The following is a 17,635-nucleotide window of genomic DNA, read 5'->3' as shown; positions in this document are numbered from 1 at the left end:
AGAGGTTGCGTCCGGGCTCACGCCACGGACTTGAAGGCGGCGGGCGGCGCGGAGGTGTCCACCGCCTGCCGCTTGCGCGTGCGCAGCGCCTCCAGCGTGGACAGGGCCTCGCGCGCCTCGGGCGTGGTGGCCACGTCCTTGAGCGCCGCCAGGGCCTTCTCCAGCGCCAGCGCTTCGTCCGCCTCGCGCTGGCGGATCCGGTCCACCGCCTCGCTGAAGCGCGCGAAGAAGGCGCGCAGCTCGTCCTTGCGCCGCAGCGGACGCAGGCGCGGATAGCGGCCCGCCGCGAGCGCCGCGACGTAGAGGCTCATCACATGGACGGGGCCCGCCACACGGTGCGTGAAGAGCAGCCCGAACAACCCCAGCGCGATGCCCAGGCCCACGGTGGCGACGCCGGTGAGCCACCAGAGCGACTCCTCGCCGGACAGCCCGCCTTCGGCCGCCATGCGGTTCACCTGCTGCGCGAGCACGCCGAACAACAGCATGCTCCCGGCGCCCATGCCGGTGAGCAGAAGGATGTATTTGAGCTGGAATTCGCGGTCGAGCAGGTACGTCCGGCGCGCAAGGGCCGGACGCGACGCGTTACGACTGTCTTCGGCATGGGCCATGTCGTTGACCAGCGTACCCCAGGAGGTGGTGGAGGTTTGCGTCCTTCGTCAGGAGAGGTCTACACCCAACGGAAGCCCAGACTCTCGGACGCAAAGGAGCCCCATGTCCCGCTCACTCGTCGCCCTGTCCCTGGCGGTGTCCTGCCTCGCACTTGGAGGCTGCAAGAAGGAGGACCCCAAGACGCCGGAGTACTGGCAGTCCAGCCTGGAGGGGGCGCGGCGGCCGGACGACCGGGTGCGAGTGATTGAGTCCATGCGCACGTCGGGCAACGTCAACGAGCAGTTCCTGCCCTTCCTGCACGCGCGCCTGTCCTCGGAGCGCAAGCCGGAGGTGAAGGCGGCGGTGGCCCGGGCGCTGGGCGACCTGCATCACCCGACCTCGCTGGAGCCGCTGACCGCGGCGTTGGACCCGGGGGCGGCGGACGTGCCCGCGCAGCAGGTGAACAAGGCGGTGGTGGGGGCGCTGGGGCGCATCGGGGATGCGCGCGCGGTGCCGTCGCTGGTGCCGCTCCTGCGCAGCAAGGACAACTACACGCGCATCGAGGCCATCCAGGTGCTGGGCGCGCTGAAGGCGACGCCCGCGGTGGATTCGCTCATCCAGCTGGCGACGGACGAGGCCGCGGAGCCCTTCCTCAACAAGAAGGCCATCGAGGCGCTGGGCCAGATTGGCGACCCGCGCGCGGTCCCCGCGCTGATGCGCACGCTGACGAAGGAGCGCCGGGGCGTGTCCTTCTACGTGGAGAGCAGCTTCGCGCTGTACCAGCTGGGCGCGCCCGCCGCGGAGGCGCTGCTGCCGGTGCTGGATGGCAAGGACGCGGAGCTGCTCTTGTGGGCGAAGGCCCAGGGCGTCAACCCCGCCAGCTACCCGATGAAGGCCGCGCAGGTGCTGGGTGACCTGCGGGAGAAGCGCGCGGTGCCGTCGCTGGTGAAGCAGCTGTCGTTCACCCATTCGGATCCGCAGATCCAGGCGCTGGTGCGGATGCAGGCGGCGGACGCGCTCGGGCGCATGCGGGCCCCGGAGGCGGTGAAGCCGCTCACGGCGCTCGTCGCGGAGCCGGACCCCACGGTGCGCGACGCGTACGTGCGGGCGCTGACGCTGGTGGGCAGCCGGGACGCGATTCCCGCGCTGGAGAAGGCGGCGGGCAGCGGGGACTGGTACGCGCGCGAGGTGGCGGTGAAGGGCATCGCGCTGATTGGAGATGCGCGCGAGCAGCCGGTGCTCGCGAAGCTGGCCGCCGCGGAGCCCGCGCGCACCGCGGCGGACTGCAACGCGACGGGCGAGGAGGGTTGCGAGAATCCCGCGGCGCTGGGCAAGAAGCGCGCGGACCAGCTGCTGGGCTATGGGGCCGTGCTGGAGGCGGTCCAGGCGTGTACGGGCAACGCGGGCTGCTGGTCGCAGCGGATCCCCAAGGCGGACGCGGTGCTGTTGCAGCGCGCGGCGCTGGAGGTGGGGCGCGCGGGGAGCGCGGAGCAGGGCCCGGCGCTGGCGGCGCGGCTCACCGAGCGCGACACGGAGGTCCGCGCCACGGTCATCCAGTCCGTGGACTGGCTGACGGACGCGCCCGGCGCGGCGAAGAAGATCCGCGAGGCGGCCCTGCCCGCGCTGAGGAAGCAGTTGGAGGATGAGAAGGGCAACTCCAACTTCGTGCGCGTGAACGAGGACCTGCGCCGGCTGCTGGTCAAGCTGGAGCGGGCCTGACCGGCCCCCGGCGCGTCTTCCGCGAGAGCCCGTCGCATCCCGGGTCACGCGGAAGACACGCCGGATGCCGCGTCGCGAAGGGCCTGCATCCGGCGCCCCGCCCGCTCCCGAGCCCCGCGCTCCCGCGGCGGAAGGCCCCGCGCCAGGGGGCGGGAGCCATGCGCTTCCTCCTTACCTCCAGGCCGCGCCCTTCGCGGGTCACGTGGGAGCGGGCCCCGCCCCATCCCCCGAGGCCCGCAGCGCGGGCGGCATGCGCTCCACCGCGTGGTGGAGCACGCCCAGCTGGCGCACCAGCCGCGTCACCTGCGTGCGCGCCAGCGCGTCCGCGCCCTCCACCGCGGGCGCCTCGTGCCTGAGGCGTGAGGGCACGCGGCGCGACACGAGCGCCGCGGACAGCTCCGCCAGCGCATCCGACGCATAGCGCGACACCGGCCCCAGGTCCGGCCCCGGGTGCCAGACACGGCTCGCCGCCAGCGCCGTCACCGCCGCCGTGAAGCGCCGCGCGAAGGTGATGAGCGCCATCCCGGGCTCCAGCTCCTTCGCCGGCCCCTTCCACTCGCTGAGCAGCCGCTGGAACGACGCCTCCGCGGCCAGGAGCGCCACGCCCACCTTGCGCCGGGCCTCGCGCAGCGCCGGCTCCGAGGGCACCGGCGTCCGGGCCACCTCCCGCAGGTAGTCCCGGTCCGCCTCCAGCACGCTGGCCACCTCCTCCGGGAAGCGCGCATGCTCCGGGCTGGGCCAGAGCAGCCGGATGCCCAGCAGCGCCAGGCCGCCCCCCAGCAGCGTGTTGAGGATGCGCACCCCCGCGAGCGTCCAGTCCCCGGTCTGGATCTCCGCGAGCAGCACCAGCGCGGGCGCCAGCAGCACCTGGAAGACGGTGAAGTTGAGGGGCCGCACGCTCACCGACACGCAGATGAGCACCACGATGGCCGTCAGCACCATCCACCGCGCGGGCAACACGTGCACCAGCCCCATGGCCAGCACGCTGCCCACCAATGTCCCCGCCACGCGCTGCAGCCCCTTCTCTGTCGTCAGCCCCGCGTACGGCTGCAACACGACAATCACGGTGATGGTCACCCAGTACCAGTGGTTGAGCCCCAGCCCCTCCGCGACCGCCGTCGCCACCGTCGCGGTGAGCCCCAGCCGCAGCGCGTGCCGGAAGACCACGGACTCCGGCGTCAGGTGGTCCCGCAGCACCTCCCACCACGAACGCGGCCGCGCCTCTTCCGGGGCGAAGGGCTTCGTGTCGCGCTCGGGCAGGGGCTCGCCGCTCTCCAGCCGCGAAGCCACGTCCAGCGCCACGGCGCTGTACTCCCGCAGCCGCCCCAGCAGGCCCGCGCCGTGCGAGTACTGCGAGCGCGCCGGCTCCGGGAGGCCCCCCTCCGACTGGATCATCCGCGTCACCCGCTCCGCGTCCCACGACGTCGGCGCCGGCACCGAGCCCCGCACCAGCGCCCCCACCACGCCCCGCAGGTCCACCGCCAGCGCCCCCAACGCATGCTGGGCCTCGAGCCGGACCTTCCGGCAGGCCCCCTGGCGAGGGGCTTCATCCAGCGACTCCGACATCGCCGTGAGCAGCAGCGACAGCGCGTCCGCGTCCTCCAGCAGCACCAGCAGGTGCTCTCCCCGGCCGCTCTCCTCCTGCCGCCCCTGGCGCGTGGCGCCCAGCGTGGCGCGCGCCGTCTCCAGCGCCTGCCGCATGCTCGCGGCCCGCTGCACCGCCGCCCAGGAGCCCACCCGGGAAGGGCCCTCCATGGGCCAGCCCGCCACCGCGTCCGCGACCTCCGCCAGCTCCTCGTAGCAGGCCGCGATGGCCAGCCGCGCCGGGCGGTAGGGCCGCAACGGCCACAGCACCAGCGCCAGGAACATGGACCACAGGCCGCCCGCGACGAAGTACGCCGCCTGCAGCAGCACCCCTTTCAGCCCGTGGGACGGCAGTGCCAGCGACACCACGAACAGGTTGGCCAGCAGCATCCCCACGATGCCCGGCACCTCGCCGTAGCTGCGCGCGAAGCCGCACGCCGTCACCCAGAAGAGCGTCAGCGCCACGTCCACCCAGAGGGGGCTGGGCAGCGCGACGACGAACCCCACGACCGCGCCCAGCACCGTCATCGCGCCCATGGCCCGCGCGCGCGTGCGGTACGGCCCGCCCTTGTCCACCAGCGCGACGAAGAGCCCCGCCATGCCCGCCCACGACGCCTGCGGCATCTTCAGCAGCGCCGACACGAGCAGCGGAATCCCCAGCGCCAGGCCCGTGCGCAGCCCCGCGGCCACCGCCGGCTGGCCCGGCTGGAAGCGGAAGAGCCCGGCCACGTGGCGCGGCAGGTGCCCCCGGGCAAGCCTCCCTCGGGGCGCCACCCACCCTTCGGCCCCCGTCTCGCCTGGCACCCCGCGCATCCCCACTCCTTCCCGCCAAGAACGCCCTCGGGAAGAAGATGGGGCGCGCGAGCGCCGGACACCGCCCCTGCCCGCCATCAGGCTCGGCGGACGGGCGACGGAGGGCCGGAGCGTCAGCTCCGCTGGGCGTAGTACTCGACGATGAAGGGCTCGTTCACGTCCACGGGGATCTCCTCGCGCTCGGGCAGGCGCACGTAGCGCATGCCCTCTCCCTCGCCCAGGACCTGCACGTACGCCGGCACCTGGCGGCCCTTCATCCGGCTGAAGGCCTCCTGCACCACCGGGAGCTTCAGGTGCGAGGAGTGGAAGCGCACCTCGTTGCCGGGCTTGAGCCGGAGGCTGGGGATGTCCGCGCGGCGGCCGTCCACCTGGAAGTACCCGTGGCGCACGAACTGCCGCGCCTGACGGATGCTCGTGGCCAGCCCCGCGCGCAGCACCATCGCGTCCAGCCGGCTCTCCAACAGCTGCATCAACACCTTGCCGGTGTTGCCCGGGGACCGGCGCGCCTCCAGGAAGGCGCTGCGGCACTGCTTCTCCAGCAGCCCGTAGTACAGCTTCAGCTTCTGCTTCTCCCGCAGCCGCTGCGCGAAGTCGCTCACCGAGACCCGCGCCGTCGCCCCGTGCTGGCCCGGCGGATACGGCCGGCGCAGCACCGGATCCTTGTCGGGGTCCTTCGCGCTGATGCGCGAAAGCGGAATCCCCAACCGCCGACACAGCTTCCCTCGCGGTCCCAGTTCACGTGCCACGGCGTGCTCCTCCGGACTTCCTGTTGGCTCGAGCCAAGTTGAAGTTGATAATCACTATCAATTTCAATACCCGCAACGGCGGCAGGCGGTCAAGCGTCCAGACACGGGGTGTGGGTGGACGCACGGAGCGGATCAGGCCGAAAATGAACGGAAATAGAACCCGCGCTCCGGCCTCCCTACCGGTCGGAATGTTGCCGTGCGGTGGATGTGGGACGAACACTTCAACCGTGAATTCATGAGTTTAAGCCCTCTCATGACCGTGTACGCAGCCACCCACACGCAACATCCGGGCGGCTGACACGAGAATCAAATTGTCCGCGTCACCTTCCCCCTGAGACCACCCCATGGCCCTGCGCACCGACCTCTCGAAGCCCGTTGTCGCCACCCAGAACCGCACCGACACCCCGGCGACGAACACCGTCGCGAAGAACAAGGGGCCGGTGGGCATGAGCTCGCAGTCCAGCTTCAGCACCGGGGCGCCCGCCAAGGCGAAGGCGACGGTGGCGCTGAACGGCGTGGGCGCGAAGCTGACGCCGGGCCCGGTGGACCTGACGAGCCCGCAGGCGCAGGAGGCCGTGCAGAAGACCGTGTCGTACGTGAACCAGAAGAACCCGCAGCTGACGGGCATCACGGGCGGCGCGTCGTTCTCGCCGCGCTCGGTGGAGCGGGATCAGCTGGGCATGACGCACGTGCGCATGGACCGCATGCACGAGGGCGTGAAGGTCGCGGGTGAGCAGGTCATTGGCCACCTGGACGCGAAGGGCCAGTTCGACAGCCTGACGGGCGACGTGTCCAACATCCCGGTGGGCCTGGGCAAGGCGCCCACGAAGCTCTCCGCGAAGGACGCGCTGTCGGTGGCGCAGAAGGACTTCGCCGGCGACACCACGCGCGCGCCCACCGCGGAGAAGGTCATCGTCAAGGGCAAGGATGGCCAGTACCGCGCCGCCTTCCACGTGACGCTGACGGACACGTCGGTGTCCAACGGCAAGGACCCGCGCTCGATGAACTACTTCATCGACGCGAACACGGGCGAGTCCATCAAGCAGTACAACACCATCAGCCACTTCGACCGCGCGGAGGCCAAGCGCCCGGGTGGCACGACGGGCACGCCTCCGAAGACGCCCACCCCCACGCCGGCCCCCAAGCCGGGCACGGGCCGCGTGGCGGACGACCAGACGATGTACAGCGGCAAGGTCGACCTCCAGACCACGAAGAACAAGGACGGCACGTACTCGCTGGAGGACAAGACGCGCGGCAAGGGCATCGTGACGTACGACGCGAAGAACCAGGAGAACGCGTCGGGCACCACGGGCTTCACCGACAAGAACGACGTCTGGGGTGAGAAGACCGACCCGGCTCGCGCCGCCGCCGCGGTGGACGCGCACTACGGCGCGGAGATGACGTACGACTTCTACAAGGAGATCCTCGGCCGCGACTCCATCGACGGCAAGGGGGAGAAGCTCATCTCCTACGTGCACACCGACAAGAACCTGGTGAACGCGTTCTGGGACGGCGAGAAGATGCAGTACGGCGACGGCGACGGGAAGGACTCCGGCCCGCTCACCACGCTGGACATCGCCGGCCATGAAATCAGCCACGGCCTCACCGAGCGCACCGCGGGCCTGGAGTACGAGGGCGAGTCCGGCGGCCTCAACGAGTCCTTCAGCGACATCATGGGCACGGGCGTGGAGTGGTACGCGAGCCAGAAGAACAAGGCCGTGAAGTTCGACTGGTCCGTGGGCGAGGACGCGTGGACGCCCAACAACGGCGACAACACGGACGCCCTCCGCTACATGAACGACCCGACGTCGGACGGGTACTCCATCGACAACTACAAGAACTACCCGAAGCAGACGGAGGTGCACGGCTCCAGCGGCATCGCCAACAACGCCTTCTACCTGCTCACCGAGGGCGGCAAGAACAAGACGTCCGGCCTGGAAGTGAAGGGCGGCATCGGCATGGAGAAGAGCCTGAAGATCTTCGGCCGCGCGCTCACCACGTACATGACGCCGCAGACCAACTTCTCCCAGGCCCGCGCCGCCACCCTCAAGGCCGCCACGGACCTGTACGGCAAGGACTCCACCGAGGTGAAGAAGGTCGCGGACGCCTGGACCGCCGTCGGCGTGAAGTAGCCGCCGTCCCATGATTCAAGGTCCGGACGGGAGCGCCCCCCTCTCCCGTCCGGGCCCGTCGTGCTTCCGCTACTGCTTCGCCAGGGCCGACCGCTGCTCCGCCTGGGCGTCGCGCACGTGCTCCCCGGAGACGTCCACCGTCACCTGGTGCAGCGTGCCGGTGAACTCGAAGGGCGCGGTGTAGAGCTGGCTCACGGCCGAGCTCTCATCCCGGCCGCACGTGAGCCCCTCCCCCAGGCTGATGGCGAGCGGCATGGTCGCGTCGATGGTGCTCTGGGCCACCAGCTCTCCGTTGATGTAGAGCCGGCCGCGCCCGGGAGTGCCTCGCCCCACCGCCAGGTCGGGCTTGCCGGTGGGCTCGAACTCGAACTTCAGCTCCGAGCGCCCCTCCGGCACGTCCACCGCGGACTCGATGTGGAACTCCTGTTCGCCGACGAAGTTGTAGACGTAGTGCAGCTTCCGGTCCTGGATGAAGAGCGTGTAGCCCCCGGTGAGGCCGCCGTGGCTGAGCAGCACGCCCTCCGTCCCGGCGTCCACCTCCGCGTCGGCGATGATGGCGTGGGGCCGGTTGAGCACGTGCACCGCCACGTTCTCCGGCGCGGGCGACGTGTGCGGGCGGTACACGTAGCGCTTGCGGTCCTTTGTCAGCTGCGGGCGCTCCAGCGCGAACACCTCGCGGGTCGGCGACGCGAGCGGCAGCACCTGGTAGCGCCCGGCCTCCGTGTACCAGAGGGCGATCATCTCGATGAGCTTGCCCCGGTGCTCCTCCGCCACGTTCCGGGTCTCCGCGGCGTCCTCGGCCACGTGGTACAGCTCCCAGCCGTGCGCATCCAGCTCGCGCAGCCGGTCCTCGTCGAGCATCGACTCGCCGAACGCCTCGCCGGCCTCCGTGAAGGACGGGCCCGGGAACGGGCACACCGCGCGCCAGCCGTCGTGGTAGATGGCGCGCGAGCTGAACATCTCGAAGTACTGCGTACGGTGACGGCTCTTCGCCTTCGCGTCGTTGAAGGTGTGCCGGAAGCTGACGCCTTCGATGGGGGACTGGGTGACGCCGCGAATCTCCCCCGGCGCCTCCAGGCCCAGGCAGTCCAGCACCGTGGGCACCAGGTCGATGGCGTGCGCGTACTGCGTGCGCACCTCGCCCTTCGCCCGGATGCCCTTGGGCCAGTGGACGAGGAACGGATCCGTGGTGCCGCCGCGGTACGTCTCCCGCTTCCAGCGGCGGAACGGCGTGTCGCCCGCCCAGGCCCAGCCCCACGGGTAGTGGTTGAAGTGCTTCGGACCGCCCAGGTCCTCCATCGCCGCCAGGTTCTGCTCCAGCGACTCCGGCGTGTTGTTGAAGAACTTCAGCTCGTTCACCGAGCCGTGCGGCCCGCCCTCGGCGCTGGCCCCATTGTCGGACAGCACCATGATGAGCGTGTTGTCCAGCTCCCCTGACTCCTCCAGGAACTTCAGGAGCCGGCCGATGTGGTGGTCCGTGTGCTCCAGGAAGCCCGCGAACACCTCCATCATCCGCGCGTAGAGGCGCTTCTCCTCCGCGGGCAGTGAATCCCACTGCGCCACGTCCGGATCATGCCGGGACAGCTTCGTGCCCTTGGGGAGGACCCCCAGCTCCAGCTGCTTCTGGAACACGCGCTGCCGGTAGGCGTCCCAGCCGTCGTCGAACTGGCCCGCGTAGCGGTCCGCCCACTCCTGGGGGACGTGGTGGGGGACGTGCATGGCGCCGGTGGCGAAGTAGAGGAAGAAGGGCTTGTCGGGCGCGACCTGCTTGGTGTCCGCGATGCAGTCGATGGCGCGGTCCACCAGGTCCGGGGTGAGGTGGTAGCCCTCCTCCGGCGTCGCGGGCGGGCGGACGGTGTGGTTGTCGTGGACGAGGTCCGGGTAGTACTGGTGGGTGTCTCCGCCCAGGAAGCCGTAGAAGCGCTCGAAGCCGCGCCCCAGCGGCCAGCGCGAGTACGGTCCGGCGGCGCTCGTCTGCTCCGCGGGGGTCAGGTGCCACTTGCCCAGGGCATACGTGTTGTAGCCCGCCTCCATCAGCATCTCGGAGAGGAAGCCGTTCTCGAACGGGATGGTGCCGTTGTAGCCGGGGTAGCCCAGCGACGTCTCGGTGATGGTGCCCATCCCGTTGGAGTGGTGGTTGCGGCCGGTGAGGATGCACGAGCGCGTGGGCGAGCACAGCGCGGTGGTGTGCATGTTGTTGTAGAGCAAGCCGCGCTTCGCCAGCCGGTCCAGGTTCGGCGTGCGGATGGGCGAGCCATAGCAGCCCAGGTGCCCGAAGCCCGTGTCGTCCAGGATGATGAAGAGGACGTTGGGCGAGCCGGGTTTCGAGCGCAGGGGCGAGGGCCACGCGGGAGACGACTGCTCCCAGGTGCGGCCGATGACGCCAGGGAAGGAACTGCCGGGCTTGTATTCCTTGAGGGACATGAGCGAGCGCGCCTCCACGCGAAGCGAAGCACCGCCCGGCGGGCCCGCGACCCACGGGCCCACCGGAAACGGCTTCGTCAGCAAGAGGTGCATCGCCCTTGAGGACAGTGAATCTGCCCTCTGGACGGAGCCGGGCGGCCCCAGGCCCCGTCCGCTTCCTCCCGCCGCGCGACGCCCGCGCCGGCTCAGGTCACGGGGAAGGGATTGCGCTCGGCGAACTGCCGCTGGTGGAAGTACGGGTACGGCCAGGGCACGGTGCTGGCGGCGTCCAGCGTGGCCACCTGCGCGGGCGTGAGGTTCCAGCCGAGGGCGCCCAGGTTCTGGCTCAGCTGCTCTTCATTGCGCGCGCCGATGATGACGTTGGCCACGGTGGGCCGCTGGAGCACCCAGTTGAGCGCCACCTGCGGCACCGTCTTGCCCGTCTCCTTGGCTACCGCGTCGAGCGCGTCCACCACCCGGAACAGGTGCTCCTCCGGCACCTGCGGGCCGCCGCTCGCGGTGGCGGGGTTGTTCAGGCGGCTCGTCTCCGGACGCGCCGCGCCCCGGCGCAGCTTGCCGGTGAGCCGGCCCCAGCCCAGCGGGCTCCACACCACCGCGCCCACCTTCTGGTCCTGCGCGAGCGGCATCAGCTCCCACTCATAGTCGCGGCCGACGAGCGAGTAGTACGCTTGGTGCGCCACGTAGCGCGCCAGGTTGTAGCGCTCCGACACCGCCAGCGACTTCATCAGGTGCCAGCCGGAGAAGTTGGAGCAGCCGATGTAGCGGATCTTCCCCGCGCGCACGAGGTCATCCAGCGTGTTGAGCGTCTCCTCCACGGGCGTCGTCGCGTCGAAGCCGTGGAGCTGGAACAGGTCGATGTAGTCCGTCTTCAGCCGGCGCAGGGCGACCTCCACCGCGCGGGTGAGGTGGAAGCGCGAGGAGCCCACGTCATTGGGGCCCGGGCCCGCGCGGAACGTGGCCTTGGTGGAGATGAGGGCCTGGCCCCGCCGGCCCTCCAGCGCCTTGCCGAGGATCTCCTCCGCGAGCCCGCCGGAGTACACGTCCGCGGAGTCGAACATGTTCACGCCCGCCTCCAGCGCGATGTCCACGAGCCGCGTGGCCTCCTTCACGTCGCTGGAGCCAAAGCCCTTGAAGAAGTCCCCCGCGCCGCCAAACGTGCCCGTGCCCAGGCTGAGGACGGGGACCTTGAAACCAGAACCACCGAGCTGTCGGTATTCCATGACGTTCACCTCGTGACGAACCGGGAAGAATGGCGGCCCAGGTAACGACCCGTGGCGCGGCGCGCAACCGTCTTCGCGCACCGCGCGTCGTGCTTGAAGCGGCGCGAGGGGACGCCCATCATGCGCGCGCCTTCCCGGCCAGGGAGGCGGGGGTTTTTCCGCCACGTGAGTACGTCCGCGCCAGCATCCGGCCGCCCGGCTTCAGGGGCTCCTGGAGCAGGGGCCTTCGCCGCCATCCTTCGCGCCCTGGGTTACCTGCGCCGCTACCGGCTGGACGCCATCGGGGCGCTGCTGTCGCTGCTGCTGGTGTCGGTGGCGAACCTGGGCGCGCCGCAGATGATCCGCATCGCCATCGACCAGGGGCTCGCGCGGGGCGAGCAGGGGCCGGTGTGGCTGGCGGTGGGAGGGCTCATCGCCATCGCGCTGGGGCGGGGCCTGTTCAACTTCCTCCAGGGCTATCTCGCGGAGCGCGCGTCGCAGGGCGTGGCGTTCGACCTGCGCGACGCGCTCTTCGCGCGCATCCAGCGGCTCTCCTTCAGCTACTACGACCAGGCGCAGACCGGGCAGCTCTTGACGCGGCTGACCAGCGACGTGGAGGCGGTGCGCACCTTCGTGGGCAGCGGCGTGGTGCAGTTCGCGGCGGCGGCGGCGATGCTCGTGGGCTGCTCGGGGCTGCTGGTGTACCTGGATCCAGTGCTGGCGCTGGCGGCGCTCGCGGCCGTGCTGCCCATCCTCGTGGTGCTGCGCGCGTTCGTGATGAAGATGCGCCCGCTGTTCGGCCAGCTCCAGGCGCTGCTGGGCACGCTCAACACCACGCTCCAGGAGGACCTGCGCGGGCTGCGGGTGGTGCGGGCCTTCTCCGGCGAGGCGCGGGAGCAGGAGCGCTACGGCAGGACGAACGCGGAGCTGCAGGAGAAGAACCTGCGGCTGGTGGACGTGCTGTCCAGCAACTTCCCCTTCGTCACCTTCTTCGCCAACCTGGGGACGCTGATGGTGGTGGGCGTGGGCGGCTGGCGCATCTTCCACCAGCGGCTCACGCTGGGGGAGCTGGTGGCCTTCAACAGCTACCTGGCCTTCCTGTTGATGCCGCTGATGACCCTGGGCTTCATCGCGGCCAGCCTGTCGCGGGCGAGCGCCTCCGCGCTGCGCGTCTTCGAATTGCTGGACACGGCGGTGGAGGTGACGGACCGCCCGGGCGCCGTGCCGCTGCCGCCGCTCCAGGGCCGCATCGAGCTGCGCGACGTGCGCTTCCGCTACGCGGGCAGCGACCGGGAGATCCTGCGCGGCGTGAGCGTGACGCTGGAGCCCGGGCAGTTGGTGGCGCTGCTGGGCACCACCGGCTCCGGCAAGAGCACGCTCATCAACCTGCTGCCCCGCTTCTACGACGTCACCGGGGGCGCGGTGCTGCTGGACGGCCACGACGTGCGGGACGTGACGCTCTCGAGCCTCCGCTCGCAGATGGGCGTGGTGTTGCAGGACGCGCTGCTGTTCTCCGGCACGGTGCGCGACAACATCGCCTACGGCCGTCCGGACGCCACGCAGGCGCAGGTGGAGGAGGCGGCCCTGGCGGCCCAGGCGGCGGAGTTCATCCAGGAGCTGCCCCAGGGCTACGACACGGTGGTGGGCGAGCGGGGCGTGGGGCTGTCCGGTGGACAGCGGCAGCGGCTGGCCATCGCGCGGGCGCTGCTCACGGATCCGCGTCTGCTCATCCTGGACGACAGCACCTCGGCGGTGGATGCCCGCACGGAGACCGCCATCCAGGGGGCCCTGGACGCGCTGATGCGGGACAAGCGCAGGACGGCGCTGGTCATCGCCCAGCGCATCAGCACCGTCCGGGACGCGGACCTCATCCTGGTGCTGGACGAGGGCCGCATCGCCGCGAAGGGGCGGCATGAGGAGCTGATGGCCACCAGCGAGCTGTACAACGACATCCTCGGGTCGCAGCTCCTGCCCGCGCGCCAGCAGGGGACGACATGAGGCGGCCGGGCAGCATCGAGGCGCTGGCGGAGCTGGAGACCGGCCGCGCGCTGCGGCGCGGGAAGGTGTTCCGGCGGCTCATGGGCGAGATGCGTCCGTACGCGCGCACGCTCGCGGTCGCCATGGCCTTCATCCTGGTGGGCGCGGCCTGTCAGGCGGTGGGGCCCTATCTGGTGAGCCGGGCCATCGACCGCGACATCGGCGCGGGCGACGGCTGGGGGCTGCTGCGGACGTTGACGGCGCTGCTGGCGGTCTACGCCGTGGGCGCGCTGTCGCAGCGGGCGCAGACGCGGCGCGTGGGCCACACCGGGCAGCGCGTGCTGTCGGACCTGCGCCTGCGCCTCTTCGAGCGGCTCCAGCGCCTGCCGCTGGCCTGGTTCGACCGCCGGCCCCTGGGCGACCTGATGAGCCGGCTGCTCAGCGACGTGGACACGCTCAACCAGCTCTTCGCGCAGGGCATGACGCAGCTGCTGGGGTCGGTGCTGGGCCTGGTGGGCGTGCTCATCGCGATGCTGGCGCTCAACGCGCGCCTGGCGCTGGCGTGCTTCTCCCTCATCCCCGCCATCGTGTTCACGACGTGGTTCTTCGCGGCGCGGGCGCGCAACGCCTACCGCAAGACGCGCCAGACGGTGGGCGACGTGACGGCGAACCTCCAGGAGGAGATTGGCGGCGTGCGGCAGGCGCAGGCGTTCAACCGCACGGAGAAGAACATCGAGCGCTTCCGCGACCGCAACGCGGCCAACCGCGACGCGAACGTGGCGGCGGTGGGCATCACCTCCGCGTTCTCGCCGGCCATCGACCTGCTCTCCACGCTGTCCACGGCGCTGGTCATCGGCTACGGCGGGGTGCTGGCGCTGGACGGGCGGCTCACCGTGGGAGGGCTGGCGGCGTTCCTCATCTACGTGCAGCAGTTCTTCCGGCCGGTGCAGTTGGCCGCGTCGGTGGCCACGCTGGCGCAGTCCGCGCTGGCGGGGGCGGAGCGCATCTACGGCATCCTCGACGAGGCGCCGGAGCCGCCGGACGCCGAGGGCGCCGTGACGCTGGGGCCGCCGAGGGGCGAGGTGGTGTTCGACGCGGTGTCCTTCGGCTACGACCTGGAGCGGCCGGTGCTGCGCGACGTGTCCTTCCACCTGGAGCCCGGCCAGACGCTGGCGCTGGTGGGGCGCACGGGCGCGGGCAAGACGACGGTGGCGAGCCTCGTCCCGCGCTTCTACGACGTGACGGCGGGCGCGGTGCGCATCGACGGAGAGGACGTGCGGCGGGTGACGCGCGGCAGCCTGCGCCAGCGGATGGCCATGGTGCTCCAGGAGCCCTTCCTCTTCAGCGGCAAGGTGGCGGACAACATCGCGTACGGCAAGCAGGGGGCCACCCGCGAGGACGTGGAGGCCGCGGCGAAGGCGGTGCACGCGCACGACTTCATCACCCGGCTGCCGCAGGGCTACGACACCGTGCTGGGCGAGGGCGGCGCCACGCTCAGCCAGGGCCAGCGGCAGTTGCTGGCGTTCGCGCGCGCGGTCATCGCCGATCCCCGGGTGCTCATCCTCGACGAGGCGACGGCGAACGTCGACACGCGCACGGAGGGGCTCATCCAGCTCGCGCTCGGGAAGCTGCTCTCAGGCCGGACGAGCATCGTCATCGCGCACCGGCTCAACACCATCCGCCACGCGGACCTCATCCTGGTGCTGGAGCATGGCGCCGTCGTCGAGCGCGGCAACCACGACGAGCTGCTGGCGAAGGGCGGCCTCTACGCGGAGCTGTACCACCAGCAGTTCCGTGACACGCCGGAGACGGTCAAGGCCCTGGGCTGACCGCTCGCGAGAGGGCTCCACGGCGCCGCGCCGGGGCCGCCCTCACGCCGCGGCGCATCTGGCTTGCACGGCCCCTCTTCCCCCGTTACCCAGCGGGCGAGGGTGCGGCCCCGGCGGCCCGCGCTTCGCGGCGGCGGTCGCCATCTCCAGCATTCATTGCGGTGGAGAGCGGCCCGCATCCTCTTCAACCTCCAGGGAGCAGGCATGGCAGGCAGTCGAGGGACAGCGTTGGTGACGGGTACGTCCGCGGGAATCGGCGCGGTGTATGCGCGGCGGCTGGCGGGGCTCGGGTATGACCTCGTCCTCGTCGCACGGCGGGAGGAGCGGCTGCGGGCGCTCGCGGCGGAGCTGACGGCGGCGCACGGCGTCCGCGCGGAGGTCCTGAGGGCGGACCTCACGGCGGACGCGGACATCCACCGGGTGGCGGCGCGCGCGGGGGGCGAGGACCTCACCCTGCTCGTCAACAACGCGGGCGTGGGAGGGTACGGGCCCTTCGCGCAGGTGGAGCCGGACGCCCTGGAGGGGCTGGCCCACCTGCACATCCTGGCGCCCATGCTGGCCACGCGCGCGGCGCTGCCCGGCATGCTGGCGCGGGGACGGGGCGCGGTCATCAACGTCGCCTCCCTGCTCGCCTTCTCCGGCGCGATGCCGCCGGGTCCCCTCCCCCACCGCGCCACCTACGCGGGCGCGAAGGCGTTCCTCGTCCACTTCACCCGCACGCTCGCGGGCGAGCTGCGCGGCACGCCGGTGCGCGCGCAGGTCGTCTGTCCGGGCATGACCTTCACGGAGTTCAACGGCGGCTATCCCGGCACGATGTCGCCGGAGGACGTCGTCACCGCGTCGCTCGTGGCGCTGGAGCGCGGGGAGACGGTCTGCGTTCCGGGGCTGGCGTCCGCGGAGGCCGTCACCGCCCTGGAGCAGGCCGAGGCCGGGATGCTGCGGGGCGGCCAGTACACCCTCGCCGAACGCTACCGGAGCCCCGGCACGACCTGAGCCAGCAACGCATTTCCTGCACATGCATCCATTCCTGGTGAACCCTGCACGGAGGAAGCACCCATGAGCGGCACTTCAACGCGTCCCGCGGAAAAGAGTGGCACCTTCAAACTGGGCGGAGACCTGCCCATCCACCGCCTGGGCTACGGCGCCATGCAGCTCACCGGCCCCGGCATCTGGGGGCCGCCCAAGGACCGGGCGGAGGCGGTGCGCGTGCTGCGCCGCGCCCTGGAGCTGGGCGTGGACTTCATCGACACGGCGGACTCCTACGGCCCCTACTACAGCGAGGAGATCATCGCGGAGGCCCTGTCCCCGTACGCCAAGGGCGTGGTGGTGGCGACCAAGGCGGGCCTGGTGCGCACGGGCCCCAATGAATGGCATCCGGTGGCCGCGCCGAAGTACCTGCGCCAGGAGCTGGAGATGTCCCTGCGCCGGCTGAAGCTGGAGCGCATCGACCTGTACCAGCTGCACCGCATCGACCCGAAGGTCCCCGTGGAAGAGTCGCTGGGTGAGCTGAAGGCGCTCCAGAAGGAGGGGAAGATCCGCCACATCGGCCTGTCGGAGGTGTCGGTGCCGGAGATTGAACGGGCGCGCAAGGTGGTGGACATCGTGTCGGTGCAGAACCGCTACAACCTGACCGACCGCGTGCACGAGAAGGTGCTGGACTACTGCGAGAAGGAGGGCCTGGGCTTCATCCCCTGGTTCCCGCTGGCGACGGGGGGACTGGCGAAGGCCGGGGGCGCGCTGGACTCCGTGGCGAAGAAGCACCACGCGGCGCCCGCGCAGATCGCCCTCGCGTGGCTGCTGGCGCGCTCGCCGGTGATGCTGCCCATCCCGGGCACGTCCTCCGTGAAGCACCTGGAGGAGAACCTCGCGGGCGCGGAGGTGCAGCTGGGCAAGGAGGAGCTGGCGGCCGTGGACGCCCAGGCGTCAGGGCGCTGAGGCGGCCCGGCTACTTCCGCTTCACGTAGCGCAGGAGGAGCGTCACCAGCTCCTCCTGGAGCAGCCCCTGGGACAGGGCCTCGGGGCGCTCCACCACCGCGCGGTGGATCACCGCGTGCGACACCGTGTCGATGAGCCACAGGGCCAGCTCCGGGTCCGGCACGTCGGTGCGGAAGTGGCGGAGGGCGTCCAGCATCGGCGCGTCCTCCGGCTCCCATTTCCGGGCGCGGCGCGCGGGCAGCTCCTCCGTCAACGCATGGTGCAGCTTCGGCGACACCGCGTGGGCCGCGAAGCCCAGCGCCACCAGCGTCCGGATGAGTTCCTCCAGGGTGTCGAAGCCGCGCGTCGCCAGCACCTCCCGAGCGGCCTCGCGCTGCGCCTTCACGTGCCGGCGCGACACCTCCGCCACCAGCGCTTCCTTGTTGGGAAAGAACTGGTACAGCGACGCCACGTTGACGCCCGCGCGCTCCGCGATCCGGTTCGTCGTCAGCTTCGCGGCGCCGTCGCGCACCAGAATGTCAGCAGTCGCCTGCACCAGCGCGTCCACCGTCGCGCGCGAGCGCTCCTGCGTGGGCATCTTCCGAGGAGAGAGCTTCGCGCGCGGCATGACGGACTCCTGGAGCGGGAACGCAAGCTGACAATATAAGCACTTCCTTACATTTTCATCTCCATTGACGCGAGCCCCCGCG

The 17,635-nt window shown here is 71.1% G+C and carries 12 protein-coding genes; 6 read left to right on the top strand and 6 right to left on the bottom strand.

Annotated features, from left to right (window positions below):
• Positions 1-17 precede the first annotated feature (17 nt).
• Positions 18-608, bottom strand: a complete 591-nt coding sequence (locus tag GTY96_RS02365) for a signal protein (protein WP_143898084.1) — start codon at positions 606-608, stop codon at positions 18-20.
• 103 nt (positions 609-711) lie between these two features.
• Between GTY96_RS02365 and GTY96_RS02360 the strand changes: the two genes are divergently transcribed.
• Entirely contained in the window at positions 712-2,307 is a 1,596-nt protein-coding gene (locus tag GTY96_RS02360; protein WP_161663734.1) for a HEAT repeat domain-containing protein, read from the top strand.
• A gap of 198 nt (positions 2,308-2,505) precedes the next feature.
• Here GTY96_RS02360 and GTY96_RS02355 read toward each other — a convergent pair whose 3' ends face one another.
• Together GTY96_RS02355 and rpsD are read right to left on the bottom strand one after the other, a co-directional pair.
• On the bottom strand, positions 2,506-4,704 hold the full coding sequence (locus GTY96_RS02355; RefSeq protein WP_161663733.1) for an FUSC family protein: 2,199 nt from the start codon (positions 4,702-4,704) through the stop codon (positions 2,506-2,508).
• Positions 4,705-4,817: 113 nt separating this feature from the next.
• The gene (rpsD, locus tag GTY96_RS02350; RefSeq protein ID WP_143898081.1) at positions 4,818-5,450 is read right to left on the bottom strand and encodes a 30S ribosomal protein S4; all 633 of its coding nucleotides are present in this window, start codon (positions 5,448-5,450) and stop codon (positions 4,818-4,820) included.
• Between the two features lie 344 nt (positions 5,451-5,794).
• On the opposite strand from rpsD, the gene GTY96_RS02345 reads away from it, so the two are divergent.
• Positions 5,795-7,582 carry a M4 family metallopeptidase gene (locus GTY96_RS02345; RefSeq protein ID WP_143898074.1) on the top strand — a complete coding sequence of 596 codons (1,788 nt, stop codon included), beginning with the start codon at positions 5,795-5,797 and terminating at the stop codon, positions 7,580-7,582.
• Positions 7,583-7,651: 69 nt separating this feature from the next.
• Here the strand turns inward: GTY96_RS02345 and GTY96_RS02340 are convergent, their stop codons facing one another.
• Together GTY96_RS02340 and GTY96_RS02335 are read right to left on the bottom strand one after the other, a co-directional pair.
• Entirely contained in the window at positions 7,652-10,099 is a 2,448-nt protein-coding gene (locus GTY96_RS02340) for an arylsulfatase (RefSeq protein ID WP_235685288.1), read from the bottom strand.
• A 92-nt stretch (positions 10,100-10,191) separates the two neighbouring features.
• On the bottom strand, positions 10,192-11,226 hold the full coding sequence (locus GTY96_RS02335) for an aldo/keto reductase (RefSeq protein WP_161663732.1): 1,035 nt from the start codon (positions 11,224-11,226) through the stop codon (positions 10,192-10,194).
• A 165-nt stretch (positions 11,227-11,391) separates the two neighbouring features.
• On the opposite strand from GTY96_RS02335, the gene GTY96_RS02330 reads away from it, so the two are divergent.
• The 4 genes from GTY96_RS02330 to GTY96_RS02315 all read left to right on the top strand — a co-directional run bounded on the left by GTY96_RS02330 (position 11,392) and on the right by GTY96_RS02315 (position 16,946).
• Positions 11,392-13,203: an ABC transporter ATP-binding protein gene (locus GTY96_RS02330; RefSeq protein WP_143898069.1), complete on the top strand. Its 1,812-nt coding sequence runs from the start codon at positions 11,392-11,394 to the stop codon at positions 13,201-13,203.
• On the top strand, positions 13,200-15,011 hold the full coding sequence (locus tag GTY96_RS02325; protein WP_161663731.1) for an ABC transporter ATP-binding protein: 1,812 nt from the start codon (positions 13,200-13,202) through the stop codon (positions 15,009-15,011). The genes GTY96_RS02330 and GTY96_RS02325 overlap by 4 nt, the downstream gene beginning before the upstream one ends.
• Positions 15,012-15,215: 204 nt before the next feature.
• A complete protein-coding gene (locus GTY96_RS02320) occupies positions 15,216-16,004 on the top strand; it encodes an SDR family NAD(P)-dependent oxidoreductase (protein WP_161663730.1) in 789 nt (262 codons plus the stop codon).
• 63 nt (positions 16,005-16,067) lie between these two features.
• On the top strand, positions 16,068-16,946 hold the full coding sequence (locus tag GTY96_RS02315) for an aldo/keto reductase (RefSeq protein WP_161663729.1): 879 nt from the start codon (positions 16,068-16,070) through the stop codon (positions 16,944-16,946).
• Between the two features lie 10 nt (positions 16,947-16,956).
• Here GTY96_RS02315 and GTY96_RS02310 read toward each other — a convergent pair whose 3' ends face one another.
• Positions 16,957-17,553 carry a TetR/AcrR family transcriptional regulator gene (locus GTY96_RS02310; protein WP_161663728.1) on the bottom strand — a complete coding sequence of 199 codons (597 nt, stop codon included), beginning with the start codon at positions 17,551-17,553 and terminating at the stop codon, positions 16,957-16,959.
• Positions 17,554-17,635 lie beyond the last annotated feature (82 nt).

It is taken from the genome of Corallococcus silvisoli (genome assembly GCF_009909145.1).
Classification (GTDB): Bacteria; Myxococcota; Myxococcia; order Myxococcales; family Myxococcaceae; genus Corallococcus; species Corallococcus silvisoli.
This window is presented reverse-complemented; position numbering and strand designations above follow the sequence as displayed.

Excerpts from the sequence above, each read along its gene's own strand:
- GTY96_RS02315 (WP_161663729.1), top strand. The coding sequence starts at position 16,068 with ATGAGCGGCACTTCAACGCGTCCCGCGGAAAAGAGTGGCACCTTCAAA.
- GTY96_RS02345 (WP_143898074.1), top strand. The coding sequence starts at position 5,795 with ATGGCCCTGCGCACCGACCTCTCGAAGCCCGTTGTCGCCACCCAGAAC.
- GTY96_RS02365 (WP_143898084.1), bottom strand. The coding sequence starts at position 608 with ATGGCCCATGCCGAAGACAGTCGTAACGCGTCGCGTCCGGCCCTTGCG.
- GTY96_RS02355 (WP_161663733.1), bottom strand. The coding sequence starts at position 4,704 with ATGCGCGGGGTGCCAGGCGAGACGGGGGCCGAAGGGTGGGTGGCGCCC.
- GTY96_RS02320 (WP_161663730.1), top strand. The coding sequence starts at position 15,216 with ATGGCAGGCAGTCGAGGGACAGCGTTGGTGACGGGTACGTCCGCGGGA.
- GTY96_RS02325 (WP_161663731.1), top strand. The coding sequence starts at position 13,200 with ATGAGGCGGCCGGGCAGCATCGAGGCGCTGGCGGAGCTGGAGACCGGC.
- GTY96_RS02360 (WP_161663734.1), top strand. The coding sequence starts at position 712 with ATGTCCCGCTCACTCGTCGCCCTGTCCCTGGCGGTGTCCTGCCTCGCA.
- GTY96_RS02310 (WP_161663728.1), bottom strand. The coding sequence starts at position 17,553 with ATGCCGCGCGCGAAGCTCTCTCCTCGGAAGATGCCCACGCAGGAGCGC.
- GTY96_RS02340 (WP_235685288.1), bottom strand. The coding sequence starts at position 10,099 with ATGCACCTCTTGCTGACGAAGCCGTTTCCGGTGGGCCCGTGGGTCGCG.
- GTY96_RS02335 (WP_161663732.1), bottom strand. The coding sequence starts at position 11,226 with ATGGAATACCGACAGCTCGGTGGTTCTGGTTTCAAGGTCCCCGTCCTC.